Below are 24554 nucleotides of genomic sequence, written 5' to 3' on the forward strand. Positions count from 1 at the left end.
AACACGGATCAGGCGTGGCTGGGCAGGATGCTGCGCAGCACATCGGGCAGGTCGGCCTGCAGTGCCCACAGGCGCACGGCCTCGATGTCGGGGGCCAGGTAGCGGTCGCTCTCCAGGAAGGCGACCTTCTCGCGCAGCTTGCTGAATTCGGCCTCGACCAGCGGAGAGCTTTTGAGCTTGCGCTTGAGCTCGATGCCCTGCGCGGCGGACATGGCTTCGATGCCGACCACGACGGCGGTGTTGTTGACCATGTCGCCCAGGCGGCGTGCCGCGTAGGTGGCCATGGAGACGTGGTCTTCCTGGTTGGCCGAGGTGGGCAGGCTGTCGACGCTGCCGGGGTGGGCCAGCGACTTGTTCTCGGAGGCCAGCGCGGCGGCCGTGACCTGCGCAATCATGAAGCCCGAGTTCAGGCCGCCGTCGCGCACCAGGAAGGGCGGCAGGCCCGACAGACCGGTGTCCAGCAGCAGCGCGATGCGGCGCTCGGCAATCGCGCCGATCTCGCTGATGGCCAGCGCGATGATGTCGGCGGCAAAGGCCACCGGCTCGGCGTGGAAGTTGCCGCCCGAGATCACCTCCCCGGTGTCGGTGAACACCAGCGGGTTGTCCGACGCGGCATTGGCCTCAATGCGCAGCACACGTGCGGCGTGCGTGAGGTTGTCCAGGCATGCGCCCATGACCTGCGGAATGCAGCGGATGGAATACGGGTCCTGCACCCGGCCGCAGTCGGCGTGCGAGGGCACGATGGCGCTGCCTTCGAGCAGGGCGCGCACGGCCGCCGCGACGGCGATCTGGCCGGGCTGGCCGCGCGCGGTGTGGATGCGCTCGTCAAAGGGCTTGATGGAGCCCTGGATGGCTTCGAGCGACAGCGCGCCCGACATCAGGGCCGAGGCAAACACGTCCTCGGCGCCAAACAGGCCGACCAGCGCCAGCGCGGTGGAGACCTGCGTGCCGTTGAGCAGCGCCAGGCCTTCCTTGGGGCCGAGCACAAAGGGTTCGAGGCCGATGCGGCGCATGGCGTCGGCGCCGCTGACCACGGTGCCGTCGGCCAGGGTGGCCTCGCCTTCGCCGATCAGCACGCAGGCCATGTGGGCCAGCGGCGCCAGGTCGCCCGAGGCTCCGACCGAGCCCTTGGCCGGAATGCGCGGCATCACGCCGGCGTTGAACAGCGCCAGCAGCGCATCGACCAGCTCCGGCCGCACGCCCGAGTGGCCGCGCGCCAGGCTCACCGCCTTGGTCGCCAACACCAGGCGCACCACGGGGGCCGCGAGCGGCTCGCCGGTGCCCACGCTGTGCGAGAGCACCAGGTTGCGCTGCAGGTCGGCCAGGTGGTTGGCGGCGATGCGCGTGCTGGCGAGTTTTCCAAAGCCGGTGTTGATGCCGTAGACCACTTCGTCGTTGTCGAGGATGCGCTGCACCACGGCCTGCGAACGGGCCATGGCACCGCGCACAGACGGGTCGAGCGCCAGGCGCACACCGCCGGCCTGGATGCGGCGCAGCAGGCCCAGGCCCACCTGGCCCGGGGTGAGCAGCAGTTCGGCGGGACCAGTCGATGGGGTGGACGAAGCAGAGGAGAACATGCGGAACCTTTGGGAAAGAAGGGTGGGAGGAAGGCGGTGCAAGGGGTGAAAAGGATGTGTTTATTAATGTATAGACAATAAAAGCGCGTGGCAAGTGCTTTGGGGGCTCCCAAAAGCTAGAGAAATCCCTTAGAGGCATGTGGGCGATCTCTGCGAAGCTGCACGGCCGCCCGGCGCCGCACGCGCCCACGGCTGCCACCGCAGCGCTGCGTTCCGTGACCGGCGGCACCGTGAGGAAAGATCGAAACATCCCGCGGAATCCGGGTAAACGCGCATGCCTTGGCAAAAAAACCGGTGCTTTAATATGTATAGGCAAATAAAAGACGGGCTCGATTTTGGCAGTCTTGATGCCCGCGGCACAGCCAGCAAGGGCGGGCCGGTTTTCCAACAAGACCTGGAGACAACATGACAAAACGTCCCTTTCTCAAGAGCCTTGCCGCTGCGGCCATCGCGCTGGCATGCGTCGGCGCCCACGCGCAGGATTCCCTGGCGCGGGTCAAGCAGACGGGGGTGCTGAAGGTAGGAACCGAAACCGCGTTTGCGCCGTTTGACTTCATCAAGGACGGCAGCCACGCCGGGCTGAACGTGGACCTGTTCAACGAGGTCGCCAAGGAATTGGGTGTCAAGCTGGAGTGGGTGCTGTTGCCGTGGGAGGGCGTGCTGCCTGGGCTGGAGACGAGCAAGTTCGACATGGTGGCCGGCCCGGCCACCATCACCAAGGCGCGCCTGGAGCGCTACCGCTTCTCCGTGCCCGTGGCCGAGGCCACGGCGGCGTTCCTCAAGCGCAAGGGCGACGCCTCGGTCACGAAACCGGCCGACCTGTCGGGCAAGATCGTGGGCGGGGCCAAGAGCTCTGCCCAGCTGATCCAGGCGAAGACGTTTGGCGAAACCCTGCCCGGCAAGATCCAGACGCGCGACTACCCCGGCAACAACGAGGCCTATGCCGACCTTGCGGCCGGCCGGATTTCCGCGGTTTCCAACTCGCTGCCCAACATCGCCTATGTGGCGCAGCAACGCCCCGACACCTTCGAGGTGGTGCAGCCCGCGTTTGGCGCCAAGAGCTACTTCGGCTACATCAGCCGCAAGGACGCCGATGCGGCGAAGCTGGCCGACGCGGTCGACGCGGCGCTGCTGAAGATGAAGCGCGACGGCCGCCTGGCCAGTCTGCAGAAGAAGTGGTTCGGCGAGAGCTTCGATACGCCCGACCAGGCGCCGGCACCCAGCTTCTGAACGGTTTGATCCCCGAGACGGCGGCGGGGTGGCTTCCGGCCCCCTGTCGCCTTCCTCCATTTTTTGAAACAGAGGCGTGACCCATGTCTTTCAAATTGTTCATGTTGCTGGTGCAGGCCTGCGGCTGGACCCTTGTGATCAGCAGCGCCTCCATCGTGGCAGGGCTGGCGCTGGGGACGGTGGTGTCTGCCGCGATGCAGTCCAGCCACCGTGCGCTGTCGCTGGCGGGGCGCACCTTTGTCAGCTTTTTTCGCGGCGCGCCGCTCCTGGTGCAGCTGCTGCTGATCTACAACCTGCTGCCCATGCTGGGGCTGAACGTGCCGAGCATGGTCGCTGCCATCGTGGGGCTGTCGCTGTGCACGGCGGCCTACCAGGCGGAAAACCTGCGCGGTGGCTTTGCCAGCGTGCCGCGCGGCCTGCTGGAAGCGGCCGACATGCTGGGCATGACGCCCTTTCAGCAGTTCTGGCGCATCCGCGCGCCGATTGCGCTGCGCATGACGCTGCCGGCCCTGACCAACGAGGCCATCATGATCTTGAAGGCCTCGTCGCTGGTGTCGGTGGTCGGCGTGATCGAGTTGACGCGCATGGCGCAGGACCTGTCGGCCAGTACCTTCCAGCCGCTGCCGCTGTTTGCCGCCGCGGCGCTGCTTTACCTGGTCATCAACAGCGCGGTGGCCCTGGGTGCCCGCCGGCTTGAAGGCTCGTTTCGCTGGGGAGTCAAGGCATGAATTTCGATGTCGACCTGATCGCTTCGTTCGGCCCCGAGTTGCTGCATGCCGGGGGCGTGACCTTCCTGATCTGGCTGGGCGGCGCCCTGGCGGCCATTGTGCTGGGCTTTGTCGTGGCCATCGGGCGGCGCTACGGGCCGCCCGCGCTGGATGCGGCGCTGCGCGCCTACGTTGACCTGATTCGCGGCACGCCGTTTTTGATCCAGCTTTTTCTGCTCTACTACGGCGGCCCCTTCATCGGCCTGTCGATGGAGCCCGTGCCTGCGGGCCTGCTGGGCCTGGCGGTGTACGGCGCGGCGTATTTCAGCGAAATTTTCCGTGCCGGCTTTGAAGCCGTGCCGCGCGGCCACATCGAGGCGGGCGAGTGCCTGGGGCTGAGCCGCGTGCAGATCGTCCAGCGCATCCTGGTGCCCGAGATGACCATGCTGGTGTTGCCGCCGGCCGTCAACATGGTGATTGTGCTGCTGAAGGAAACCGCGGTGCTGTCCATCATCACCGTGCCGGAGCTGACCTTCCAGGTGGGTTCCCTGGGTTCGGAGAAATACGCCTTCGTCGAAGCGATGTTTCTGCTCGCTTGCTTTTACTGGGCCTTGGTCGAAGTGTGCGGCAGTCTGGGCCGCATGGCCGAAGCCCGCCTTTCCCGATTTGGATTTACCAACCCATGACCGATACCCTCACCCACCGTTCCGCCTTCCCTGTGGCGACTCCAGGCGCCAAGACTTCACCTGCCGCTGAGGCCCCCCGGAGGACCGCCATGACCGCGCATGCCATTTCAGTCCGGGGGGTGAGCAAAAGCTTTGGTCCCGTGGAGGTGCTGCACGGCATCGACCTGGACATCGAGGCCGGTCAGGTGACGTGCCTGATCGGCCCCTCGGGCTCGGGCAAGAGCACGCTGCTGCGCTGCATGGCGTTTCTCGAAGAAACCACGGCCGGGTCCATTCTGGTCAACGGGCAGCCGCTGGGTTTCGAGCCAGGTGCCGATGGCCAGCGCGTGCGCCTGAGCCCCGAGCGCATCCGCGCAGTGCGCTCCACCATCGGCATGTGCTTTCAGCAGTTCAACCTGTGGCCGCACATGACGGCGCTGGGCAATGTCAGCGAGGCGCTCAAGACCGTGCGCGGCGTGCCGCGCGCCGAGGCCGAGGAGCGCGCCATGGCGCAGCTCAGGAAGGTCGGCCTCGAGGCCCGGGCCGACCACTACCCGTCGCAACTCTCGGGCGGGCAGCAGCAGCGTGTGGCGATTGCGCGGGCGCTGGCCCTCGAGCCGCAGATCATGCTGTTTGACGAGCCCACGTCGTCGCTCGACCCCGAACTCACGGGGGAGGTGCTCAATGTGATGCGGGCGCTGGCCGAAGATGGCATGACCATGGTGGTGGTCTCGCACGAGATCGGCTTTGCCGCGTCGGTTGGCGCCAAGATCGCCTTTCTCGATCAGGGCAGGCTGCTGCTCGAAGGCAGTCCGCAGCAGGTGTTTGGCAAGCCGCGCCACGCGCGCCTGGACCAGTTCCTCGACACCTACCTGGACCGCGGTGCAGCTATGCTTGTCTGATGACCCTGGACGCCAAGCCCTCCCGACCCGACGCGACCTCTGGCGCGTCCCCCAAGATGCCGCCCAAGGCTGCAGCCCCAGCCGCCGTCAAGGCCGCAGGCAAGGCTGCGGCGGCGGTGCCGGCCAAAGCGCCGGCAGCGGGGCCGGCCGCCACAGGGTCGCTGCACCAGCGCATCCTGAGCGACATCGAGCAGCGCATCCTGAGCGGCGAATGGCCGCCCGGGCACCGTATTCCCTCCGAGCACGAGCTGACGGACATTTACCAGTGCTCGCGCATGACCGTCAACAAGGTGCTGACGCAACTGGCGCGCGCCAACATGGTCGAGCGGCGGCGCAAGGCGGGCAGCTTTGTGATGCGCTCGCATTCGCGCTCGGCGGTGCTCGAAATCCACGACATCCGCGCCGAAGTGCTGGCGCTGGGCCAGCCTTACCGCTACGAGCTGATCGGCCTCAAAAAGCGGCGCAGCCTGCGTGCCGACATGGACGCGCTGGAACTGGACAAGGCCGGGCCGGTGCTGGAGCTGCGCAGCCTGCACTACGCGGGACCGCTGCCGTTCTGCCTCGAACACCGGCTGATCAACCTGGCTGCCGTGCCGCAGGCCGGCAGTGAATCCTTCCAGGACGAGCCGCCCGGCGCCTGGCTGGTCAGCCATGTGCCCTGGACCTCGGCGGAGCACCGCATCCGCGCCGGCGCGTCCGATGCCGGCATGGCGGCTCTGCTGCGGGTGGCGCCCGGTTCGCCGTGCCTGATCATCCAGCGCCGCACCTGGACGGGAGAGAGCCCGGTGACGTTTGTGCGGCTGGCCTATCCGGGCGAAGAGCACGAACTGGTCGCGCATTTCTCGCCCACCAAGGAGGGCAAGGCGGCCAACGCTGGCAGCAACGCCGTCTGAGCGCAGCCGGCGCTGAAGCACCGGGGGCAGCCTTCCGCCTTGCCGGCGGGACGGTCTATTCGCTGGCGAGGCGGTGCCCGGGGCCGGCCTTGAGCCGGCTCAGCGGAATATCCCCGGAGGAAAGCCCGGCCTGCCGCCGTCCCGCGGCCATCACCCACTGCTGGAACTCGCGGCCAAAGGGTTTGTTCAGCGCGGCGCGGTCCCAGGCCAGGAAGTAGGGCTGGGGCAGCTGCAGGCGGTGGTCGAACGGCAGGACCAGGCGCCGCTCCGCGAGGTCGCCGGTGATCATCGCGATCGGTGCCAGCACCAAACCCCGGCCGGCCAGCGCGGCATCGATGGCGGCGCTGGAGAGAGAAAAGGTCAGCGAGCTGTCGACCGCACCGCCGCCGTCCATGCCTGCGCTGCGCGCCCAGTCGGCCCAGTTGGGCGGGGGCCGGTGCACGCGTTCCCAGTCGATGCCGATCAGCGGCAGGTCGAGCAGTTCGGCCGGCGTGCGCACCGTGTGCGACGCCAGCAAATCCGGCGCACACGCCGGCACCACCCAGTCGGTGAACAGCTCGGCGTGGTGCGCATGGTGGCGCGACTGTTCGCCGTACGAGATGCGAAAGTCGGTTTCGCCGCCCTGCAGATCGGGCTCGCGCTCGGCGCCCACCAGGCGCAGCCGGGCGCCCGCATGCGCCGCCTGCCAGTCAAACAGCAGCGTGCCCAGCCACTTGCTGGCCACCGAGGACAGGCAGCTCACCGTCAGGCCGCTTTCGGTGCGCAGCCGCCACAGGCTTTGCTGCGCGGCACGCAGGCGGTCGAATGCCGTGCCCAGCTCCTTGTGGTAGAGCCGTCCCCAGGTCGACAACTCCATGCCTTTGCCGCGCCGCTCGAACAGGCGCAAATCGAGCAGTTCTTCGAGTTTGCGCACCTGCTGGCTCACGGCGCCGGCCGACACGCCCATCTCCAGCGCGGCAGCCATCACGCTGCCGGTGCGCGCCACGGCCTCGAAGGCCTGCAGGGCGCGCAAGGGCGGCAGTTGCTGAGGGGGCATGGCGGGCGAAGAGCGCATGGCGGCACGGCTTTTTGAACACAGCATTGAGTTTAGCTTTTCTAAAGAAGAACGCAGATCAATTCGCTTGTTGCAGGCGGTGGCATTGGCTATGGTGTGGCACCGCAATCCGCTTTTGCCGAGAGGAAATCCGCCATGTTTTTACGCAATGCCTGGTACGTCGCAGCCCGGGAAAACGACGTTGCCGACAAGCCCGTTCCCGTCAAGATCCTGAACGAGAAAATCGTGCTGTTTCGCAAGACCGACGGGCAGGTCGCGGCGCTCGAAGACGCCTGCCCGCACCGCAAGCTGCCGCTGTCCATGGGCCGCATCAAGGGCGACGAGATCGAGTGCGGCTACCACGGCATGATGTTCGACTGCTCGGGCAGCTGCACCCGGGCTCCGGCCACCGACCGGCCGCCTCCGGGCGCCCGCGTGCGCTCGTACCCGATGGCGGTGCGCTACGGCCTGCTGTGGATCTGGATGGGCGATGCGGCCTTGGCCGATTCCGACACGATCTTTGCGGTCGAGCACTGGGGCGACCCGGCCTGGGGCATGAACCAGGGCGACGGCATGGAGATCGCGTGCAACTACCTCTACATGACCGACAACCTGCTGGACCCCACGCACGTCGCCTGGGTGCACCAGAGCTCGTTCGCCAGCGCGGCCTGCGAAGACACGCCGCTGCAGACCACCGTGGCGGACAGCGGCGTGACCGTGTGGCGCTGGATGAACGACGTGGACCCTGCGCCGTTTTACGCGCCCTTCCTCAAGTTCAAGGGCCGCTGCGACCGCAAGCAGCAGTACGAAGTGCGCTACCCCAGCCACGCCCTCATCAAGGCCATCTTCACCCCGGCCGGAACGGGCGGCGAAGGCCAGCCGCTGCATGAGGACGTGTTCATCATGGACAGCTACAACTTCATGACGCCGATCGACGAGAACACCACCAAGTACTACTGGTTCCAGATGCGCAACTTCGCGCCCGACGACGCCGAAGTCTCGCGCCAGTTCGCCACCTCGGTGCGCGGCGCGTTCGAGGAAGACCGGGTCATCCTGCAGGCCGTGCACCAGGGGCTGGCCGAAAAGACCTCGCCCAATATCGATTTGAAGATCGATGTCGGACCGCTGCGCTTTCGCCGCCGGCTCGCGCAGCTGATCGAGGCCGAGCGCGCGCAGGCCGCCCAGCCGGCCGTGGCAGAAACGGCATGAACCCCCCTTCCGCCGCGCGCGGCTTTCGCCCGCTGAAGGTGATCGACAAGGTCCGCGAGAGCAGCACCATCACGTCGTTTCACCTGGCGCCAGCCGAGCCCGGCGGTTGGCGCGCCTTTGAGCCGGGGCAGTTCCTGGTCTTCCGCTTTCCGGCCGACAACGAGCGCGGCCATGTGCTGCGCACCTACAGCGTCTCGTGCGCCCCCGGCCACCCGGGGCGCTACCGCATCTCGGTCAAGCGCGAAGCGGCGCCCCACCCCGGCCTTCCCGACGGCCTGGGGTCATGCCACCTGCACGACACCGTGGCGGTGGGCGACACACTGATGGCCGACGGCCCGCGCGGCGACTTCCACCTGGACCGCACGAGTGCGCGCCCCGTGGTGCTGCTCTCGGGCGGTGTGGGGCTGACGCCGATGGTGTCGATGCTGCACGCGCTGGCCGAGCAGAGCGACCGGCGCGCCGTCTTCATCCACGCCTGCGACAACGGCGAGGTGCACGCGCTCGGCGACGAGGTGCGCGCGCTGGCGGCCTCGCGGCCCGGCATCGACGCGCATTTCGTCTACCGTTTCCCCACCGAGGCCGACCGCGCAGCCAAGCGCCACCAGGCCGAGGGCGTGGTCACGCGCGAGCTGCTGCAACGCCTGCTGCCGCTGGACGACTACGAGTTTTACCTGTGCGGGCCGCCGCCCTTCATGCAGGCGGTGTTCCGGCTGGTGCGCAGCCTCGGCGTGCCCAAGGAGCGCATCGCCTACGAGTTCTTCGGCCCGGCGACCGTGCTGGAGCCCGACGGGGCCGTGGCAAGGGCCGCGCCGGTGCCGGCCGCCGCCGCGCCAGCGCCGCTCGCCGCACCCGCCGCGGGCACCGCGGCAGACGGCGCCATCACCGTCACGTTTCGCCAAAGCGGCCGCAGCGCCCGCTGGGCCGATGGCACGGAGTCGCTGCTGTCGTTTGCCGAAAGCCACGGCCTGGCACCCGCGTTCAGCTGCCGCGCCGGCGTCTGCGGCACCTGCAAGACCGGGCTGGTCGACGGCACGGTGCGCTATTTCGAAGAGCCGCTCGACGACCCCGGCCCCGGGCAGGTGCTGCTCTGCTGCGCCCGGCCCCAGGGCGACCTGGTGCTCGACCTTTGATCTTTGACCCTTTCCGGACTGTCCCCATGAACCACCCCGCTTCCGACAACGCACCGCACGGCCTGCGCTTCAATCCCCACGTCGCGGCCCTGCCGCCCTACAACGCCGGCATGAACGTGGAGGTGGCGCGCGCGCTCAGCGGCCAGCACGACATTGCCCGGCTGGCCAGCAACGAAAACCCCGAGGGCTGCTCGCCGGCGGTCATGAAGGCGTTGGCGTCTGCCGCATACGAGCCCTGGCGCTATGCCGATCCGGCCTGCACCGCCCTGCGTGCCGCCCTGGCGCACAAGCTCGCCTGTGACGCGCAGCAGGTCGTGGTCGGCAACGGCTCCGAAGAGATGATTGCCGCGATTGCGCGTGCGCTCTTGACCCCGGGCGCCACGGCGCTGACCGTGGTACCCAGTTTCGGCCTGCACGAGATCGAGCCGCTGGCCGCCGGTGCCGAGGTCGTCAAGGTGGCGATGACCCCCGAGCTCGGCTTTGACCTGGAAGGCCTGGAGTGCGCACTGGCGCGGGGGCCCCAGGTGGCGTTTTTGTCGTCGCCCTGGAACCCGGTCGGCCCGGCGCTGGACCACGCGGCGCTGCAGCGCGTCATCGCAGCCGTGCGGCCCGGCACGCTGCTGGTGCTCGACGAGGCGTATTTCGAGTTCGCCGACCCCGGCGCGCCCAACGGCATCGAGGTGCTGCGCGCCAGCGGCGTCGCCCATGTGGTGCTGCGCACCTTCTCGAAGGCCTACGGCCTGGCCGGCCTGCGCGTGGGCTATGCCGTGTGCTCGCACCCCGAGATCGCGCGCGTACTCACGGCGGCCAAGACGCCGTTCAATGTCAACGCCGCGGCCCAGGCCGCTGCGCTGGCCGCGCTGGCGGACGAGGCCTGGATGCACGCGTCCATGGGCCGGCTGCGCAGCGAGCGCGAGCGCGTGGCCACAGGGCTGCGGGCGCTGGGCCTGCGCGTGGCGCCGTCGCAAACCAACTTCCTGTTTTTCGATGCCGGGCAGAGCAGCGCCGACGTGGCCGACACGCTGCTGCGCCAGCACGGCATCATCGTCAAGGCCTGGCGCGAGCCGGGCTACGAACGCTTCATCCGCGCCACCATCGGCAGCCCGGCAGAGAACGACCGGCTGATGGCCGCGCTCGCGCAGATCCGCCAGTCCGCCCGGGTGAGCGCCTGATGCACGCGGAATTTCTCGCGGCCTTGGGCGCCATCGTCGGCAGCGCCCAGGTGCGCACCGGTGCTGAGGTGCAGGCTATGGACCCGGGCTGGCACCCTGACAACCTGGCCGCCGGCGTGGTGGTGCTGCCCGCCAGCACGGCCGAGGTGGCGGCGGTGGTTCGGCTGTGCGGCCAGCACCGCGTGCCCATCGTGCCGCAGGGCGGGCGCACCGGGCTGGTCGGCGGGGCCATCTCGCAGCCGGGCGAATTGATCGTGTCGCTCGCGCGCATGCAGGCCATCGAGCTGCTCGACCCGGTCAGCCGCATTGCGGTGGTGCAGGGCGGCGCCACGCTGGAGGCGCTGCAGGAGGCTGCGGCGCTCGAGCGGCTGGAGCCCGGCATCGACATCCCCGCGCGCGGCTCGGCCACGATCGCCGGCATGGTCTCCACCAACGCCGGCGGCATCATGGCGTTTCGCAACGGCGTCATGCGCCACCGCGTGCTGGGCCTCGAAGCCGTGCTGGCCGACGGCTCGGTCTACAGCGACCTCACGCAGGTGGTCAAGAACTCGGCCGGCTACGACCTCAAGCACTTGCTGATCGGTGCCGAAGGCAGTCTGGGCATCGTGACGCGCGTGGTGCTCAAGCTCGACCCCGTGCCCGACGCCACCGCCACCGCCTTGCTGGGCCTGCCCTCGGTGGCTGCCACGCTGCAGGCGATCCGCTGGGCGCTGGACATCGGTGTGGGCCACCTGCGCGCCGCGGAGGCGCTGTGGCAGGGCTATATCCGCCTCACCGCCGACGGGCTGCAGTGGCGTGAGCCCGGCATGGAACTCGACCAGCCCATTTATGTGCTGCTGTCGCTGGGCGGCGCCGAGGAAGCGGTGCTGCAGGAAGCCTTCGAGGGGCTGTTCGAGAAAGTGCTCGCGCACCACCCCGACGCCACGGGCATCGTCGCCAGTTCGGCGCGCCAGGAGCGCGCGCTGTGGCGCCTGCGCGAAGACACCGACCTCCTGTACCGGGCGCATCCGGGCGCGCCGTCGTACGACGTGTCGGTGCCGCTCGCGCGCCTGGACGGGTACGTGGAGCAGGTGCAGCGCGGCCTCGCCGCCATCGACCCGTCCCTGGCGCCCTATCTGTTCGGCCACCTGGCCGACGGCAATGTGCACATCGTGCTCAACCGCCCTGGGCCACTGCCGCCCGCGCTGTCCACGCAGATCGAAGCCGTGCTGTATGGCCCCTTGCGCGCCCTGGGCGGTTCGTTCTCGGCCGAGCACGGCGTGGGCTCCAAGCGCATCGGCGCCATGTTCGACACCCTCGACCCCGTCAAGCTCGCGACCATGGCGCACATCAAGCGCCTGCTCGACCCCGACAACCTGCTCAACCCGGGCAAGGTGCTGCAGGCCGCCTGACACGGGACCGGGCTTTGGCCGGGTGCTCTGCGGAGTTTGAAGCCAAATCGGGCTCCAGCGCTTACTGGGCAAGCGCTGACAGCTATTTAATCAATAGTAAACACCAGGAGGCAACCATGAACTCTGCGAATTTGCACCCGGCCATCGGCCGGGCCCAGCCCCAGCAGCCCGCCGCCGGCTTCGGCGGCGGAACGCTGCAGTGCCACTGCACGCACGACGCGGTGCAGGTGCGCGTGGACACGCAGGTCGCGCACAACCACGCCTGCGGGTGCAGCAAGTGCTGGAAGCCGTCCGGCGCGATCTTCTCGGTCGTCGGCGTGGTGCCACGCAAGTCGCTGCGGGTGACCGCGCATGCCGAAAAGCTGCAGGTCGTCGACCCGCAGGCCACCATCCAGCGGCATGCCTGCAAGGTCTGCGGCGTGCACATGTTCGGACGCATCGAAAACCCGGCGCATCCGTTCCATGGGCTCGATTTCATCCACACCGAGCTGTCCAGCGACGCCGGCTGGGCCGCGCCCGAGTTCGCGGCCTTTGTGTCTTCGGTCATTGAAACCGGCACGCCGCCCGAGCGCATGGGCGGCATCCGCCAGCAGCTGCGCGATGCCGGGCTGGAACCCTACGACTGCCTGTCGCCACCGCTGATGGACGCCATCGCCACGCACGTGGCCCAGTCCCGGCACGCCTGACAAGGCGCAGGCCGACCCCCAGCGCAGGCGGGGCGTCGGCGGGTCGCCACTGCGGTCGATGCCCGGCGCGCCCGCGTCAGCGGTGGTGCCCCTGGCGCACCGGGGGGGGCTCGTCCACCGGCCCGATGCCGGCGCGCATTTGCGCTAAGGTGGCGCCGATGAACCTGGATTTTGTACGACTGGGCTGGCGCACGCTGTGGCGCGATCTGCGCGCGGGCGAGCTGCGCCTGCTGATGGTGGCCGTCACGCTGGCGGTGGCGGCGCTCACCTCGGTGGGCTTCTTTGCCGACCGCCTGCAGGGGGGGCTGCAGCGCGATGCCCTGCAGCTGCTCGGCGGTGACGCCGTCGTCGCCAGCGACCTGCCCACGCCCCCTGTCTTTGTCGAGCGCGCCCGGGCGCTGGGCTTGCAGACCGCCACCACCGTGGGCTTTCCGACCATGGGCCGGGCCAGCGAGGCGCAGGGCGGCGCCGCCAAGCTGGTCGCGCTCAAGAGCGTGCCAAGCGGCTACCCGCTGCGCGGCAGCCTCAAGGTGGCCGACGCGCCCGGCGCGGCCGCTTACACGACGCGCGACATTCCCGCGCGCGGCGAGGTCTGGGTGGATGCGCCGCTGCTCGAATCGCTGGGCCTGCGCATGGACGACATGCTGCTGCTGGGCGACGCGCAGCTGCGCATCGCGCGCACCATCGTTCTCGAGCCCGACCGCGGTGCCGGCTTCATGAGCTTCGCACCACGCGCCATGGTCAACGCGGCCGACCTGCCCGCCACCGGCCTGGTGCAGCCCGCCAGCCGCCTGACCTACCGCTTCGCCGTGGCCGGGCCGGCGCGCGCCGTGCAGCAGTTCAGCGCCTGGGCCGCGCTCGAAGTCAAGAAGCCCGAGATCCACGGTGTGCGCCTGGAGTCGCTCGAGAGCGGCCGCCCGGAAATGCAGCAGACGCTGGACCGTGCGCAAAAATTCCTCAACCTCGTGGCGCTGCTGGCCGCGCTGCTGTCGGCCGTGGCCGTGGCGCTGGCCGCACGCGGCTTTGCTGCGAGCCACCTCGACGCCTCGGCCATGCTGCGCGTGCTCGGCCAGAGCCAGCGCACCATCGCCTGGAGCTACGGCGTCGAATTCGCCCTGGTGGGCCTGTGCGCCAGCGCGCTGGGCGTGGCGCTGGGCTTTGGCGTGCATTACCTGTTCGTGCTGCTGCTCGCCGGCCTGGTCGAGTCGGCCCTGCCCACGGCCAGCCTATGGCCCGTGGCGCTGGGCCTGGGCGTGGGGCTGACGCTGCTGCTGGCCTTTGGCCTGCCGCCGGTGCTGCAGCTGGCGCAGGTACCGCCGCTGCGCGTGATCCGGCGCGAGGTGGGCGCGTTGCGGCCGGCGTCGCTGGCCGTGCTGGGGCTGGGCGTGGCCGGTTTTGCCGCGCTGCTGCTGGCGGTGAGCAGCGACCTGAAACTCGGCCTGATCGCCGTGGGCGGATTCGCCGGTGCGGTGGCGCTGTTCGCCGCCCTGGCCTGGGTGGCCGTGAAACTGCTGCGCGGCGCCGTCAATGAGGCCACGGCCCCGCGCTGGCTGGTGCTGGCGACGCGGCAGGTCTCGGCGCGCCCGGCCTATGCCGTCGTGCAGGTCAGCAGCTTGGCCGTGGGCCTGTTGGCGCTGGTGCTGCTGGTGCTGCTGCGCACCGACCTGATCGCCAGCTGGCGCCAGGCCACGCCGCCCGACGCGCCGAACCGCTTCGTCATCAACGTGCAGCCCGACCAGGCCGCGGCCTTCCAGAAGGCGCTGCAGGACGCGGGCGTGCGCGACTACGACTGGTACCCCATGATCCGCGGCCGCCTGGTGGCCGTGAACGGCCGGACCGTGGGCCCCGACAGCTACAGCGAAGACCGGGCCCGGCGCCTGGTGGACCGCGAATTCAACCTGTCCACCGCTGCCCAGCAGCCGCCGCACAACCAGCTCGTGGCGGGCCGCTGGATGCCCGAGGAGAAAGACGCGATCAGCCTCGAGGAAGGCATTGCCCAGACCCTCGGATTGAAGTTGGGCGATCGCCTGCGCTTTGACATCGGCGGGGTGCAGAACGAGGCCCGCATCACCAGCCTGCGCAAGGTGGACTGGGGATCGATGCGTGCCAATTTCTTTGCGATGTACCCCGTCGACCACCTGGACGGTGTGGCCGTGACCTACCTGGCCGCCTACCGGGCGCCCACCACGGCAGGTTTCGACAATGCGCTGGTGCATCAGTTTCCCAACATCACCAGCGTGGACATGGGCGCCACGCTGGCCCAGGTGCAGGGCGTGCTCGACCAAGTGATCCGCGCGGTCGAGTTCCTGTTCGGTTTCACTTTGGCCGCCGGCCTGGTGGTGCTGTTCGCCGCCGTCACCGCCACGCGCGAGGAGCGCACGCGCGAGTACGCCATCATGCGGGCGCTGGGCGCACGCGCCAGCCTGCTGCGCCAGGTGCAGCGTGCCGAACTCGCGGGCGTCGGCCTGCTGGCGGGCTTCCTGGCCAGCTGCGTGGCTGTCTGCGTGGGCTGGGCGCTGGCGCGCTATGTGTTCGACTTCCGCTGGACGGCCTCACCCTGGGTGCCGCTGCTGGGCGCGCTGGCCGGTGCCGTGCTGGCCCTGCTGGCCGGCTGGTGGGGCCTGCGCGCCGTGCTCAACACGCCGGTGGTGGACACGCTGCGCCGCGCCGCAGAGTAGGGCTTCGCGGCAAGCGCGAGCGGTGGGCCTCAGTGGCGACCGCCCCCACCACGGCCGCCACCACCGCGGCCGCCGCCGCCATGGAAACCGCCCCGGCCACCACCGCGGCCACCGCCACTCCAGTAGCCGAAGCCGAAGTTGAGCGAGAGGGGCGGCCCTACGTACGCTGGGCCGTAGTAATACGGGGCGGTGTAGTACGGTGCGGTGTACACGGGCGCGGTCGCGTAAGGGGCCGCATAGATGGCTTGGCCGTTGGCGTCGGTGCCGTAGTAGGTGTAGGGGCCAGGGGCGGTCCCATAGACCGCGCATCCGCCCAAAGCGGACAGTGCCAGCAGCGAAAATGTCAGGCGTTTCGCCGTGCCTTTCAGGAAGTGGGTCATGGTAGCTTTCCGGTCTTTGGTCAGGATGCCCGTTAGAACGAAAATCCCTCCCTGCGGTTCAGTGTAGACGGGCCCGATACAGCGGCGCAGCGCGTAAAGTTCGCGTTCCATGCAGCCCCACCCACGGAATCCATGGCGGTGGTATGACCCGCATCTGCTGTGCCGGGCCCCGCAGGCCGGGCACCGCTTCTCCGCAACACCTTTTCACCCCATTTCCGATGCCAACCGAAGACAAGCAGCCCGCCGATGCGGCCCTTGAAACCCCCTACGCCCAGATCGGCGGGGAGGAGAGTGTGCACGCTCTGGTCGAGCGCTTCTACGACCTCATGGAACTCGACCCCGCCTACACCGAACTGCGCGCCGCCCACGGCAGCACGCTGCAAGAGGCACGCCAGAAGCTGTTCTGGTTCCTCTGCGGTTGGCTGGGCGGCCCCGACCACTACGAAAGCCGCTTCGGCCACCCGCGCCTGCGCATGCGCCATATGCCGTTTTCGATCGGCATCCGCGAGCGCGACCAGTGGGTCGCGTGCATGGACCAGGCCATGGGCGACACCGGTGTGCCCACCGCACTGCGCACCCGCCTGCGCGAGAGCTTCATGAAAACGGCCGATTGGATGCGCAACCGCGGCCAATAAGCCCCTGCGCGCAGTGCGCAGGGGGCTTCAGAAAGCATAGCTTTCAGCGCAGAGCCCTATTGGGCCAAGGCCCAATTTCATGCCCAAACGGCTGGGCCTCACGCGGCGCTGCGCTGCTCGGCTTTCAGCGGCGGCGTACCCTCTTTGAACATCGAACTGAGCTGTTTGCGCAGGTCGGGTGAATCGGTGTGGCCGTGCACCGTGGTCGCGTGCTGCACGGCGGCTTCGAGCAGCTCTTCTTTGCTGTCGGCCGACAGCGCCACACTGCAGTTCATGGTGCTCGGGTATTCGCGGCAATCGATGTATTGGCGTGACATGGCAGTTCCTTTCTTGTCGTCAGGGGCGTGCTTCATTGACCAGGTTGAACGGCGTCTGGGTGGCGCGCCGGCAATGCGGGAAGCCGCCTTGCGTGACCAACGTCCCGCATGCGGGCCTCGCCGTCCTGCGCGCCCAGGCACAGCCCCACCTCCTGCGCGCGTGAAGCGGGCGTGCAGATGAAGGCCGAGGCGGAGAGAATCACCCGGCCGACCGGGGTCAGGTTGTCGTCGAGCCGGTCGTCGGCGAAAGGCCCGATGACCCTCCCGCTGGCGTCGGGCTTGAGGCTTTGCGGGACATGGAACCCGTAGCCCGCGCCCAGGCCGGTGCGCATGGCCTGCACCATCTTGGTGATGCCCTCGTACGGGTCGATCGCGATCTGGAAGGCGCCGGGAAGGAACGCCGGGCTGCATTCTTCGGCCGGCGCACAGGCCTGTTCTTCGCTGAACCCAAAGCGCTGGCTTGCGGGGTCGTAACAAACGCAACGACTCGCTGCCCGGGCCGACAGCCATTCGCGCCGGCAGCGTACGTCGGTCGGGCTGCGCCGGGCCAGTTCTTCGGCCGTGGCGGGTCCCTCGGCCAGGGCCTGGTGCAGGTCCCGCGGGTCGCCGACGACGACGGTTGCGCCGTGCCTCACGGCGCCGAAATCCTGCACGAATGGGCCCATGAAGTGGTGGAGCTTTTCCTCGTGGATGGCCATGTTTTTCTCCTGGCGCTGCGCTTGCATGGGCCGCAAGCGCTTCCTATACTGCAGCGGAACAGACTGCCCACAGCCGCATGCTGCGGGTGCCCGGGCAAAGCACCAATACGCAGCATTGCGTACCCATGGCCTCTGGTGCGCACCATGAACCACCTCACCCGACACGACTACGCCAGCGCGCTGCAGTTGCTCGCGCGCATCGAGGCGCAGGCGGGCGATGCCGAGGGTTTTGCGCGCGCGGTGGTGCTGGCGCTGCACGACTACATCGCCGCGGAGCGGACGACGCTGTCGGTCTGCGACCGGGCCACCGGCCGCTGCGAAGCGGTCGGCCTGCCGGGCGGGTGCCTGGGTGCCGATGGGCTGGCCAGCTCCGACGCGCCTTTTTGGGGGCAGCGGCGGGCGCCCCGGCATGGCGTCGAAGGGGCGGTGGCACCGGGCATGTGCGCCGGAGTCGGACCGTTCGCGTTGCAGCGCGGCCCCTTGCCTGGCAGCGGCGCCGGGGAATACGCCATCGCCGTGCCCTTGTTCCGCAGCCCGCAGACGCGGGTCAGCGTGGAATTGCAGCGGCACGGGCAGGGGTTTGACGGGCGCGACCGTGAGCGGCTCGCTCTGCTGCGCCCGCACCTGGCCTTTTTGTACCGCCACGCCTGCCAGCGTGGCGCCGCGCTGCCGGGCACCGCGCCGCCCGCACCGGGGCCGGGGGCGCGGGCCCCCGAGCCGTGCAGCGTCGGCGGGCTGACCCTGCGCGAAGGCCAGGTGATGCAGTGGCTGGCCTGCGGCAAGACCGATGCCGAGATTGCGGCACTGCTGGCCATCAGCCCGCGCACCGTGCAAAAGCACCTGGAGCATGTCTATGTGAAGCTGGGCGTGGAGACGCGCACCGCGGCGGTGATGCGCGCCCACGCCAGCCCGAGCAGCGCGTGAACAGGTGGCGTGGCAGGGAGGACCTGGCGGTCCGCAATGCTCACGAAGTAGGAGCTGCTGGCGCAATCCCCATCAGGGCTGGAGCCCGAAAAGACCATATATTGCCCGCCCGAGCATGGCCCTGCCCGTTAAGATGCGCCCACAAAAACATCCAGAGGGAGCAGCCATGTCGATGACAGCAGGGATGATCGCGGTGGGGGTGGCCGCCGCGGTGGTGTGGGCCATCACGGCCTACAACCGCCTGGTGCAGTTGCGCAACCGCATCGCCAACGCCTTCGGCCAGATCGACGTGCAGCTCAAGCGCCGCCACGACCTGGTGCCCAACCTGGTCGAAGTGGCGCGCGGCTACCTGCAGCACGAGGCGGCCACGCTCGAAGCCGTGGTCCAGGCGCGGGGCCTGGCGCAGGGGGCGGCCGCTGCGGCGCGCTCCGCGCCCAACAGCGCGGCGCGCCTGGGCGACCTGGCCATGGCCGAAGGCGCGCTGGGCGGCAGCCTGGGCCGCCTGATGGCGGTGGCCGAGAGCTACCCCGACCTGAAGGCCGACGCCACCATGCGCGCGCTGTCCGAAGAGCTCACCAGCACCGAGAACCGGCTGGGCTTTGCGCGCCAGGCCTATAACGACGGGGTGCTCGAATTCAACAACGACGCCGCGCAGTTCCCCACGCTCATCGTCGCGCGCCTGCTGGGTTTTGCGCCCGCGCCCATGCTCGAGGCCACGCGCAGCGAGGCCGAGCGCGCCGCGCCGCGGGTGCAGTTCTGAGCGGCGGCGTTCGCTGACGCGCGCCGATGAAGTTCTGGGACCGCCAGCACGACGCGCGCGTGGAGACGCGCCGCCTGCTGTGCGCCTTTGCCCTGGCTGTCGTGCTGCTGCTGGTGGCCGTGCACGCCGCGCTGGCGCTGGCCTGGTGGCTGATGGCGCTGCTGCTGCCTGGGCACCTGCCCGAGCCGGCCGGATTTCTGGTGGCCAATGTGGGCGTGTCGCTGCTGCTGGTGCTGGGCGGCTGGTGGCTTGAAACGTCGAACCTGCGCGCCGGTGGCGCCCGGTTCGCCGCCCGCATGGGCGCGCGCGAGGCGCGGCCGTCCGTCTCGCACGCCGAGCAGCGCCTGTGCAACATCGTCGATGAGCTGTGCATTGCTGCCCACATGCCGCGCCCGCGCGCCATGGTGCTGCCGCGCGCCGACGCCATCAACGCCTTTGCCGCCGGCTGGGACGCGTCCGACGCCATCGTCGCGGTCACGCAGGGCGCGCTCGACTACCTCACGCGCGAGGAGCTGCAAGGCATGGTGGCGCACGAACTGAGCCACCTGCACGAGGGCGACACGCGCCTGAAGATGCGGCTGGCCGGCATGGTGTTCGGCCTCGAACTCGTCAGCAACTTTGGCGACGAGATGCGCGAGCGCGGGGGCCTGGCCTGGTGGTTCGGCTCGGCCGTCATGGGCGCGGGCTTTGCGGGCTGGCTCACCGGGCGCCTCCTGAAGGCCGCCGTCTCGCGCCAGCGCGAGTACCTGGCCGACGCGCGCGCCGTGCAGTGGACGCGCAGCCGCGACGGCCTCGGCGGCGTGCTGCGCAAGGTCATGGCGCAGCGCCACAGCGCCCCCGCCGGCGCCGGCGCCGGGCGCGGCGGCCTGGCGCACCCGGCGGTGCAGCACCTGCTGCTGGTCGATGTGCCCGGTGGCAGCGCGCTCGAGCGCCGGCTCGACACCCACCCGACGCTGGAGCAGCGCGTGCAGCGCATCTATGGCCGGCGCATGGCGCCGCTGCCGCTGGTGCACGCGCAGCCCGAGCCTGCGGGCGCGCCCGGTGCTGCGCGTCCCACCGGCGAGGCCGGCGCAGCGTCGCTGGCGGCGCTGCTCGATCCGTTTGCGCGGCTCTAGCGGCGGCTGTGCGGTGCGGTGGTCGGCGCGCGCTGGTTAGCGGATGGGGCGCGGCGCATGCGTGGGCAGCGCACCGCTGTCGCCGTCCTTGGTGAGCATCTTGAGCCGCACCATCTCGATCGCGTGCGAGGGCTCGAGCCCTTTGGGGCAGACCTCCGAACAATTCATGATGGTGCGGCAGCGAAACAGCCGGTAGGCATCGTTGAGGTCGTCGAGCCGCGCCTCGGTGGCCCGGTCGCGGCTGTCGAAGATGAAGCGGTAGGCCTGGACCAGGCCGGCAGGTCCGACGAACGTGTCCGGGTTCCACCAGAACGACGGACACTGGCTGCTGCAGCACGCGCACAGAATGCACTCATAGGCGCCATTGAGGCGCTCGCGCTCGCGCGGCGACTGCAGGCGCTCTTTTTCCGGCGCCGGTTCCTCGTTGACCAGATAAGGGCGGATCGAGTGGTACTGCTGGAAGAACTGCGTCATGTCCACGATCAGGTCACGGATGATCGGAAAGCCCGGCAGCGGTCGCAGCACCACGGGCTCCTGCAGATCACGCACGCGCGTGATGCAGGCCAGGCCATTCCTGCCGTTGATGTTCATCGCGTCCGAGCCGCACACGCCCTCGCGGCAGGACTTGCGCAGCGACAGGCTCGGGTCCTGGGCCTTGATGCGCAGCAGCACGTCGAGCAGCATGCGGTCGCCGTCGGCCAGTGCGATGTCGACGTGCTGCAGCCAGGGCTGGTCGTCCCGGTCGGGGTCATAGCGGGAAATGGAAAAGCGCATGGCGGTCTCTCCAGGGATGGCGGTGCAGCGGTTCAGGCCGGCATGCGCAGCACGATCTCCGCCGCCCACAGCGCCAGGCCGCACAGCCCCGCCGCGAGCGCGGCGAGCAGCCATGGGCGCAGGCGCACCGGCCGCGCGTAGTCGAGCAGCACATCGCGCAACCCCACCCACAGGTGCGCCAGCAGCGCTACAAAGAACACGGCCAACGCCACGCGCAGGCCCGGGCGTGCCAGCCACTGCGCCCAGTCGGCGTGGTGGTGCACGGGCTGGCGCCACAGCGAGACCAGCACGAACAGCAAGAACAGCAGCAGGTACAGCGCACTGGCGCGCTGCACGAGCCAGGCCGGCAAGCCGGTGGGCCCGCGCTTCACCGCACCGCCCCCAGGGCGAGCAGCGCCACCGCCAGCGCCGCCAGGTTCACGCCCCAGGCGCTGCGGCGCGCGGCGCCCAGCGTGGAGCCGGCGTTGATGTCGGTGAGGAGGTGCCGCACGCCGGCCAGCGCGTGGTGCGCCAGCGCCCAGGCCAGCGCCACCAGCCAGGCTTTGGCCCAGGGCTGGCGCAACACGCCTGCCACCTGGGCAAAACCGGCCTCGCCATCGAGCGAGCGCCCCAGCAGGTACAGCGCCGCCGGCACGCCCGCCGCCAGCAGCATGCCGCTGAGGCGGTGGCAGATCGAGGTGACCGCGCCCACCGGCATGGCGATCTGCGCCAGGTTCAGGAACAGCGGCCGCTTTCGGGGTATCAGGGCAGGGGGACGCATGGCATGCCTTTCAGTGGTAGCCGATGCCCATCACATACTCGCGCAGCAGCGATTCTTCGTACTCACCGGCCTGCACCAGCGCCCGCAGCGCGTCGCGCGCATTGACGACGCCAATGGGCCGGCGATCGGCGTCCAGGACCGGCACGTGGACCAAGCCGCGCTGCTCCATCCGCGCCAGCACGTCGGCCAGCCACTCGTCGGGGCGGCAGCAGATGGCGTCGGCGGTCATGATGTCGCAGGCCAGCGTCTGGCAGGCTTGGCCCGCGCAGTGGCCGATCTGCCGCAGGACGTCGGTTTGGCTGACGACGCCCGCCACCGTGCCGTCGGGCTGGCAGACCACCACCAGGCCGATATGGGTGTGGGACAAAAGCCGCGCCGCCTGCAACAGCGGCGCCTTGAGCGTGACCGTGGCGAGCCGCGATCGCGCCGTGGCCGCCAGGCTGGTGACCCGCAGGGTGTTCATCCGAGCGCCTCCTGTGTGGGCCAGTGTAGGAGCCACCCCGATAAAAGCAAGGAGGCGGGCCCTGGCAGGGGCGCAGTGTGGGGATGCCATTCGCGTGCGTCACCGTGAGTGAGCTCGGGATTGCCGCAGAGATAAATCAAAAACCATAGCTATAAGCGCATGCTGGTAAAGCGTTGCGGGCATTTTTGCCGCTTAGATAAGGCGCCGTGGCCTGACTGCTGGCCTGCTGCGCCGGCCGCACCCGCAGGTTTGACTTTTCCCTCACCGCGGCATTGAATCCGGCCATCGAGCCTGCCGGAGTCCACGCCATGGCCACACTGCCCGCGCCGTACTTTCCGATCATCTACGTGCGTGGCTACGCGATGACGCCGGCCGAAATCGCCGATGCGGTCTCCTCGCCCTACATGGGCTTCAACGTCGGTGCGACCAAGCTGCGTCAGGCCTGGGACGCCCAGGTGCGCCGGCATGTGTTCGAGTCGCCGCTGGTGCGGCTGATGAAGGACTGCGGCTACCGCGACATCTACGAAAACGGCGCCGAGATCGTCGGCCCGGTGCCCGCGCGCAGCGTGGTCATCTACCGCTATTACGACAGCGCCGACCGCGACCTGGGCGACGGCAAGGCGCTGTCCATCGTGGCGGCCGCAGAGGGGCTGCGCGACCTCATCCACCAGCTGCGCGGACAGGTCTGCGGCGTGGACGCCGAGGCGCTGGCCCAGTTCAAGGTGCACCTGGTCGCGCATTCGATGGGCGGGCTGGTGTGCCGCTGCTTCCTGCAGAACGACGCCGTCAGCACCCCCGAAGAACGCGCGCTGGTGGCCAAGGTGTTCACCTACGCCACGCCGCACAACGGCATCGAGATGGCCGGCCTGCAGGTGCCGGCGGTGCTGAGCTTCTGGGACATGAACAATTTCAACCGCAAGGTCATGGCCAATTACCTGGACCTGCCCTTCGGCAGCGAACGCGTCGACTCGCTCGGCGGCAAGTTCGACCCACAGCGCTTTTTCTGTTTCGTCGGCACCAATTCGCGCGACTACGCGGTCGCGCTGGGCCTGTCGCGCGCGCTGGCCGGCGAGATGAGCGATGGCTTGGTCCACATCGAGAACGCCGCGGTGCAGGGCGCGCCGCGCGCCTTTGCCTACCGCAGCCACAGCGGGCCGTACGGCGTGGTCAACTCGGAAGAGGGCTACCAGAACCTGGTGCGCTTCCTGTTCGGCGACCTGCGCGTCGACGGCGTGCTCGAGGTCGATGCGCTGCCGCTGCCACCCTCGGTGCAAAAGGCCAAGGACGCAGGCCGCGAGGTGCGCGCCTCGTACTACTTCGAGGCCACGGTGGCGCCACGCGGCGCCAACGATTACGCGCTGAGCGAGCGCCGCTGCGACACCTTCAGCGCCGTCCTGCGCAGCTTCGATGAGCTGCTGCGCGTGGGCAATGCCGGGCTGGACGCCCCGCGCTCGCCGGTGCTGTTTTCGGTGTTTCTCGACACGTCCAAGGTCACGGTCGGACGCACGGTGGTGTTCAGCCTGGAGCTGGCCGTCTCGACCACGGGCTACACCATCGACCGCAAGCTGTGGCTCGACCAGCATGTCGAGGGCGAATACCTGTTCCGCGACACGCTCACTCTCCGCGCCACGCCGACCGCGGATGGCTGGAACGTGCGCTGCCTGCGCACCGACGAGCGCTGGAGCGAGGCGCAGGGCACGCTGGCCGAGTGGGATGGCACGCACTACTGGATCGCGCTGGCGTCGCAAAAGGGCTTCAAGGCGCGGCTGCGGCTCGATGTACAGCGCATCGCCCTGGACCCCGACACGCAGGGCGCCGTGCTGGTGGGGGCGGGCAGCGGGCGCAGCTAGAGGGCGCGGCCTGCGCCCACGCATCAATCGCTGCGCGGCCCCGCGGGCTGCAGCAGCACCACCAGCGCCCCGGCGCCGCCCTCGGCCGGGCGCGCTTGCACAAAGGCCAGCACCTCGTTCTTCTGCACCAGCCAGCGCTGCACGCGGCCCTTGAGCACCGGCGCCCGACCGGGCGAACCCAGGCCCTTGCCATGCACCACGCGCACGCAGCGCAGGCCGGTCTTGTGCGCCTGGCGGATGAACTGGCCCAGCGCCTCGCGCGCTTCGTCGACGCGCAGGCCGTGCAGGTCGAGCTGGCGCTGGATGCTCCAGTGGCCCGAGCGTAGGCGCCGTGTGACCTCTACGCCGATGCCCGGGCGCCGGTAGCTGAGCTGGTCGTCGGTGTCGAGCAGGGTGCTGACGTCAAAGTCGTCGCTGATCGATTCGAGCAGCGCGCGTTCCTCGTCGAGCCACAGCTGCAGCGGCAGCGGCTCGGGCGCCGCGGCGGGCAGCGGTGCCAGGTTAGGCGCGCGCAGCGGCGTGACCGGGCCGACCGCGCGGCTGAACAGCTGCTGCTCCGCCTCGCGCCGGGCGGCCGCGGCGCGGCGGGCTTCTTCCAGTGCTTG

Annotated in this window: 26 protein-coding genes; 16 read left to right on the plus strand and 10 right to left on the minus strand. The window is 69.5% G+C overall.

Going from position 1 to position 24554, the window contains the following annotated elements; genetic code table 11:
* Positions 1 to 8 precede the first annotated feature (8 nt).
* A complete protein-coding gene (gene hutH, locus B2J86_RS07110; protein WP_173025066.1) occupies positions 9 to 1577 on the minus strand; it encodes a histidine ammonia-lyase in 1569 nt (522 codons plus the stop codon).
* A gap of 405 nt (positions 1578 to 1982) precedes the next feature.
* On the opposite strand from hutH, the gene B2J86_RS07115 reads away from it, so the two are divergent.
* The 5 genes from B2J86_RS07115 to hutC all read left to right on the plus strand — a co-directional run bounded on the left by B2J86_RS07115 (position 1983) and on the right by hutC (position 5974).
* Positions 1983 to 2807, plus strand: coding sequence for a transporter substrate-binding domain-containing protein (locus tag B2J86_RS07115; RefSeq protein ID WP_173025067.1), 825 nt, complete (start codon positions 1983 to 1985; stop codon positions 2805 to 2807).
* 83 nt (positions 2808 to 2890) lie between these two features.
* Positions 2891 to 3535 carry an amino acid ABC transporter permease gene (locus tag B2J86_RS07120; RefSeq protein ID WP_169634760.1) on the plus strand — a complete coding sequence of 215 codons (645 nt, stop codon included), beginning with the start codon at positions 2891 to 2893 and terminating at the stop codon, positions 3533 to 3535.
* Positions 3532 to 4200, plus strand: coding sequence for an amino acid ABC transporter permease (locus B2J86_RS07125; protein ID WP_173025068.1), 669 nt, complete (start codon positions 3532 to 3534; stop codon positions 4198 to 4200). Before B2J86_RS07120 ends, B2J86_RS07125 begins: the two co-directional genes overlap by 4 nt.
* A gap of 89 nt (positions 4201 to 4289) precedes the next feature.
* Entirely contained in the window at positions 4290 to 5081 is a 792-nt protein-coding gene (locus B2J86_RS07130; protein ID WP_169168889.1) for an amino acid ABC transporter ATP-binding protein, read from the plus strand.
* Positions 5081 to 5974: a histidine utilization repressor gene (gene hutC, locus B2J86_RS07135; protein ID WP_254067991.1), complete on the plus strand. Its 894-nt coding sequence runs from the start codon at positions 5081 to 5083 to the stop codon at positions 5972 to 5974. The genes B2J86_RS07130 and hutC overlap by 1 nt, the downstream gene beginning before the upstream one ends.
* 55 nt (positions 5975 to 6029) lie before the next feature.
* Here the strand turns inward: hutC and B2J86_RS07140 are convergent, their stop codons facing one another.
* A complete protein-coding gene (locus B2J86_RS07140) occupies positions 6030 to 7028 on the minus strand; it encodes a LysR substrate-binding domain-containing protein (RefSeq protein WP_216842315.1) in 999 nt (332 codons plus the stop codon).
* Positions 7029 to 7163: 135 nt separating this feature from the next.
* Here B2J86_RS07140 and B2J86_RS07145 point away from each other — a divergent pair, with 135 nt between their 5' ends.
* The 6 genes from B2J86_RS07145 to B2J86_RS07170 all read left to right on the plus strand — a co-directional run bounded on the left by B2J86_RS07145 (position 7164) and on the right by B2J86_RS07170 (position 15273).
* Positions 7164 to 8216, plus strand: a complete 1053-nt coding sequence (locus B2J86_RS07145) for an aromatic ring-hydroxylating dioxygenase subunit alpha (RefSeq protein ID WP_173025069.1) — start codon at positions 7164 to 7166, stop codon at positions 8214 to 8216.
* Positions 8213 to 9346 (plus strand): 2Fe-2S iron-sulfur cluster-binding protein, encoded by a 1134-nt coding sequence (locus B2J86_RS07150; protein ID WP_173025070.1) that lies wholly within the window; start codon positions 8213 to 8215, stop codon positions 9344 to 9346. The genes B2J86_RS07145 and B2J86_RS07150 overlap by 4 nt, the downstream gene beginning before the upstream one ends.
* Positions 9347 to 9372: 26 nt before the next feature.
* On the plus strand, positions 9373 to 10518 hold the full coding sequence (gene hisC / locus B2J86_RS07155; protein WP_173025071.1) for a histidinol-phosphate transaminase: 1146 nt from the start codon (positions 9373 to 9375) through the stop codon (positions 10516 to 10518).
* Entirely contained in the window at positions 10518 to 11909 is a 1392-nt protein-coding gene (locus tag B2J86_RS07160) for an FAD-binding oxidoreductase (protein WP_173025072.1), read from the plus strand. Before hisC ends, B2J86_RS07160 begins: the two co-directional genes overlap by 1 nt.
* A gap of 116 nt (positions 11910 to 12025) precedes the next feature.
* Positions 12026 to 12595 carry an S-(hydroxymethyl)glutathione synthase gene (gene gfa, locus B2J86_RS07165; protein ID WP_173025073.1) on the plus strand — a complete coding sequence of 190 codons (570 nt, stop codon included), beginning with the start codon at positions 12026 to 12028 and terminating at the stop codon, positions 12593 to 12595.
* A gap of 158 nt (positions 12596 to 12753) precedes the next feature.
* Entirely contained in the window at positions 12754 to 15273 is a 2520-nt protein-coding gene (locus B2J86_RS07170) for an ABC transporter permease (RefSeq protein WP_173025074.1), read from the plus strand.
* Positions 15274 to 15302: 29 nt separating this feature from the next.
* Here B2J86_RS07170 and B2J86_RS07175 read toward each other — a convergent pair whose 3' ends face one another.
* Positions 15303 to 15653 carry a hypothetical protein gene (locus B2J86_RS07175; RefSeq protein ID WP_169168897.1) on the minus strand — a complete coding sequence of 117 codons (351 nt, stop codon included), beginning with the start codon at positions 15651 to 15653 and terminating at the stop codon, positions 15303 to 15305.
* A gap of 218 nt (positions 15654 to 15871) precedes the next feature.
* Here B2J86_RS07175 and B2J86_RS07180 point away from each other — a divergent pair, with 218 nt between their 5' ends.
* A complete protein-coding gene (locus B2J86_RS07180; RefSeq protein WP_173025076.1) occupies positions 15872 to 16288 on the plus strand; it encodes a group II truncated hemoglobin in 417 nt (138 codons plus the stop codon).
* Between the two features lie 98 nt (positions 16289 to 16386).
* Here the strand turns inward: B2J86_RS07180 and B2J86_RS07185 are convergent, their stop codons facing one another.
* Positions 16387 to 16605 carry a DUF1059 domain-containing protein gene (locus tag B2J86_RS07185; RefSeq protein WP_169168899.1) on the minus strand — a complete coding sequence of 73 codons (219 nt, stop codon included), beginning with the start codon at positions 16603 to 16605 and terminating at the stop codon, positions 16387 to 16389.
* A 32-nt stretch (positions 16606 to 16637) separates the two neighbouring features.
* Positions 16638 to 17330, minus strand: a complete 693-nt coding sequence (locus B2J86_RS07190) for a hypothetical protein (RefSeq protein WP_254067992.1) — start codon at positions 17328 to 17330, stop codon at positions 16638 to 16640.
* 117 nt (positions 17331 to 17447) lie between these two features.
* Between B2J86_RS07190 and B2J86_RS18105 the strand changes: the two genes are divergently transcribed.
* The 3 genes from B2J86_RS18105 to B2J86_RS07205 all read left to right on the plus strand — a co-directional run bounded on the left by B2J86_RS18105 (position 17448) and on the right by B2J86_RS07205 (position 20102).
* Positions 17448 to 18227, plus strand: a complete 780-nt coding sequence (locus B2J86_RS18105) for a helix-turn-helix transcriptional regulator (RefSeq protein ID WP_254067993.1) — start codon at positions 17448 to 17450, stop codon at positions 18225 to 18227.
* 166 nt (positions 18228 to 18393) lie between these two features.
* On the plus strand, positions 18394 to 18987 hold the full coding sequence (locus B2J86_RS07200) for a LemA family protein (protein WP_173025077.1): 594 nt from the start codon (positions 18394 to 18396) through the stop codon (positions 18985 to 18987).
* Between the two features lie 26 nt (positions 18988 to 19013).
* Positions 19014 to 20102, plus strand: coding sequence for a M48 family metalloprotease (locus tag B2J86_RS07205; RefSeq protein WP_173025078.1), 1089 nt, complete (start codon positions 19014 to 19016; stop codon positions 20100 to 20102).
* A 36-nt stretch (positions 20103 to 20138) separates the two neighbouring features.
* On the opposite strand, the gene B2J86_RS07210 is transcribed toward B2J86_RS07205, so the two are convergent.
* The 4 genes from B2J86_RS07210 to B2J86_RS07225 are packed head-to-tail and all read right to left on the minus strand — an operon-like array spanning position 20139 to position 22099.
* Complete coding sequence (locus B2J86_RS07210; RefSeq protein ID WP_173025079.1) at positions 20139 to 20876, minus strand: succinate dehydrogenase iron-sulfur subunit; 738 nt, start codon at positions 20874 to 20876, stop codon at positions 20139 to 20141.
* 32 nt (positions 20877 to 20908) lie between these two features.
* Positions 20909 to 21226, minus strand: a complete 318-nt coding sequence (sdhD, locus tag B2J86_RS07215) for a succinate dehydrogenase, hydrophobic membrane anchor protein (RefSeq protein ID WP_173025080.1) — start codon at positions 21224 to 21226, stop codon at positions 20909 to 20911.
* A gap of 17 nt (positions 21227 to 21243) precedes the next feature.
* Positions 21244 to 21636, minus strand: a complete 393-nt coding sequence (sdhC, locus tag B2J86_RS07220) for a succinate dehydrogenase, cytochrome b556 subunit (RefSeq protein WP_173025081.1) — start codon at positions 21634 to 21636, stop codon at positions 21244 to 21246.
* Between the two features lie 10 nt (positions 21637 to 21646).
* Positions 21647 to 22099 carry a CBS domain-containing protein gene (locus B2J86_RS07225; RefSeq protein ID WP_169168905.1) on the minus strand — a complete coding sequence of 151 codons (453 nt, stop codon included), beginning with the start codon at positions 22097 to 22099 and terminating at the stop codon, positions 21647 to 21649.
* A gap of 308 nt (positions 22100 to 22407) precedes the next feature.
* Here B2J86_RS07225 and B2J86_RS07230 point away from each other — a divergent pair, with 308 nt between their 5' ends.
* The gene (locus B2J86_RS07230) at positions 22408 to 23949 is read left to right on the plus strand and encodes a triacylglycerol lipase (RefSeq protein WP_173025082.1); all 1542 of its coding nucleotides are present in this window, start codon (positions 22408 to 22410) and stop codon (positions 23947 to 23949) included.
* Positions 23950 to 23972: 23 nt separating this feature from the next.
* Here the strand turns inward: B2J86_RS07230 and B2J86_RS07235 are convergent.
* Positions 23973 to 24554: Smr/MutS family protein (locus tag B2J86_RS07235; RefSeq protein WP_173025083.1), on the minus strand; the 582-nt coding region annotated here is incomplete at its 5' end.

The sequence above is a fragment of the Acidovorax sp. SRB_14 genome (assembly GCF_012932145.1).
Classification (GTDB): Bacteria; Pseudomonadota; Gammaproteobacteria; order Burkholderiales; family Burkholderiaceae_C; genus Simplicispira.

Bases quoted from the DNA above. Each gene is read 5' to 3' on its own strand.
- hutH (WP_173025066.1), bottom strand. From the start codon at position 1,577: ATGTTCTCCTCTGCTTCGTCCACCCCATCGACTGGTCCCGCCGAACTG.
- B2J86_RS07115 (WP_173025067.1), top strand. From the start codon at position 1,983: ATGACAAAACGTCCCTTTCTCAAGAGCCTTGCCGCTGCGGCCATCGCG.
- B2J86_RS07120 (WP_169634760.1), top strand. From the start codon at position 2,891: ATGTCTTTCAAATTGTTCATGTTGCTGGTGCAGGCCTGCGGCTGGACC.
- B2J86_RS07125 (WP_173025068.1), top strand. From the start codon at position 3,532: ATGAATTTCGATGTCGACCTGATCGCTTCGTTCGGCCCCGAGTTGCTG.
- B2J86_RS07130 (WP_169168889.1), top strand. From the start codon at position 4,290: ATGACCGCGCATGCCATTTCAGTCCGGGGGGTGAGCAAAAGCTTTGGT.
- hutC (WP_254067991.1), top strand. From the start codon at position 5,081: ATGACCCTGGACGCCAAGCCCTCCCGACCCGACGCGACCTCTGGCGCG.
- B2J86_RS07140 (WP_216842315.1), bottom strand. From the start codon at position 7,028: ATGCGCTCTTCGCCCGCCATGCCCCCTCAGCAACTGCCGCCCTTGCGC.
- B2J86_RS07145 (WP_173025069.1), top strand. From the start codon at position 7,164: ATGTTTTTACGCAATGCCTGGTACGTCGCAGCCCGGGAAAACGACGTT.
- B2J86_RS07150 (WP_173025070.1), top strand. From the start codon at position 8,213: ATGAACCCCCCTTCCGCCGCGCGCGGCTTTCGCCCGCTGAAGGTGATC.
- hisC (WP_173025071.1), top strand. From the start codon at position 9,373: ATGAACCACCCCGCTTCCGACAACGCACCGCACGGCCTGCGCTTCAAT.
- B2J86_RS07160 (WP_173025072.1), top strand. From the start codon at position 10,518: ATGCACGCGGAATTTCTCGCGGCCTTGGGCGCCATCGTCGGCAGCGCC.
- gfa (WP_173025073.1), top strand. From the start codon at position 12,026: ATGAACTCTGCGAATTTGCACCCGGCCATCGGCCGGGCCCAGCCCCAG.
- B2J86_RS07170 (WP_173025074.1), top strand. From the start codon at position 12,754: ATGAACCTGGATTTTGTACGACTGGGCTGGCGCACGCTGTGGCGCGAT.
- B2J86_RS07175 (WP_169168897.1), bottom strand. From the start codon at position 15,653: ATGACCCACTTCCTGAAAGGCACGGCGAAACGCCTGACATTTTCGCTG.
- B2J86_RS07180 (WP_173025076.1), top strand. From the start codon at position 15,872: ATGCCAACCGAAGACAAGCAGCCCGCCGATGCGGCCCTTGAAACCCCC.
- B2J86_RS07185 (WP_169168899.1), bottom strand. From the start codon at position 16,605: ATGTCACGCCAATACATCGATTGCCGCGAATACCCGAGCACCATGAAC.
- B2J86_RS07190 (WP_254067992.1), bottom strand. From the start codon at position 17,330: ATGCAAGCGCAGCGCCAGGAGAAAAACATGGCCATCCACGAGGAAAAG.
- B2J86_RS18105 (WP_254067993.1), top strand. From the start codon at position 17,448: ATGAACCACCTCACCCGACACGACTACGCCAGCGCGCTGCAGTTGCTC.
- B2J86_RS07200 (WP_173025077.1), top strand. From the start codon at position 18,394: ATGTCGATGACAGCAGGGATGATCGCGGTGGGGGTGGCCGCCGCGGTG.
- B2J86_RS07205 (WP_173025078.1), top strand. From the start codon at position 19,014: ATGAAGTTCTGGGACCGCCAGCACGACGCGCGCGTGGAGACGCGCCGC.
- B2J86_RS07210 (WP_173025079.1), bottom strand. From the start codon at position 20,876: ATGCGCTTTTCCATTTCCCGCTATGACCCCGACCGGGACGACCAGCCC.
- sdhC (WP_173025081.1), bottom strand. From the start codon at position 21,636: ATGCGTCCCCCTGCCCTGATACCCCGAAAGCGGCCGCTGTTCCTGAAC.
- B2J86_RS07225 (WP_169168905.1), bottom strand. From the start codon at position 22,099: ATGAACACCCTGCGGGTCACCAGCCTGGCGGCCACGGCGCGATCGCGG.
- B2J86_RS07230 (WP_173025082.1), top strand. From the start codon at position 22,408: ATGGCCACACTGCCCGCGCCGTACTTTCCGATCATCTACGTGCGTGGC.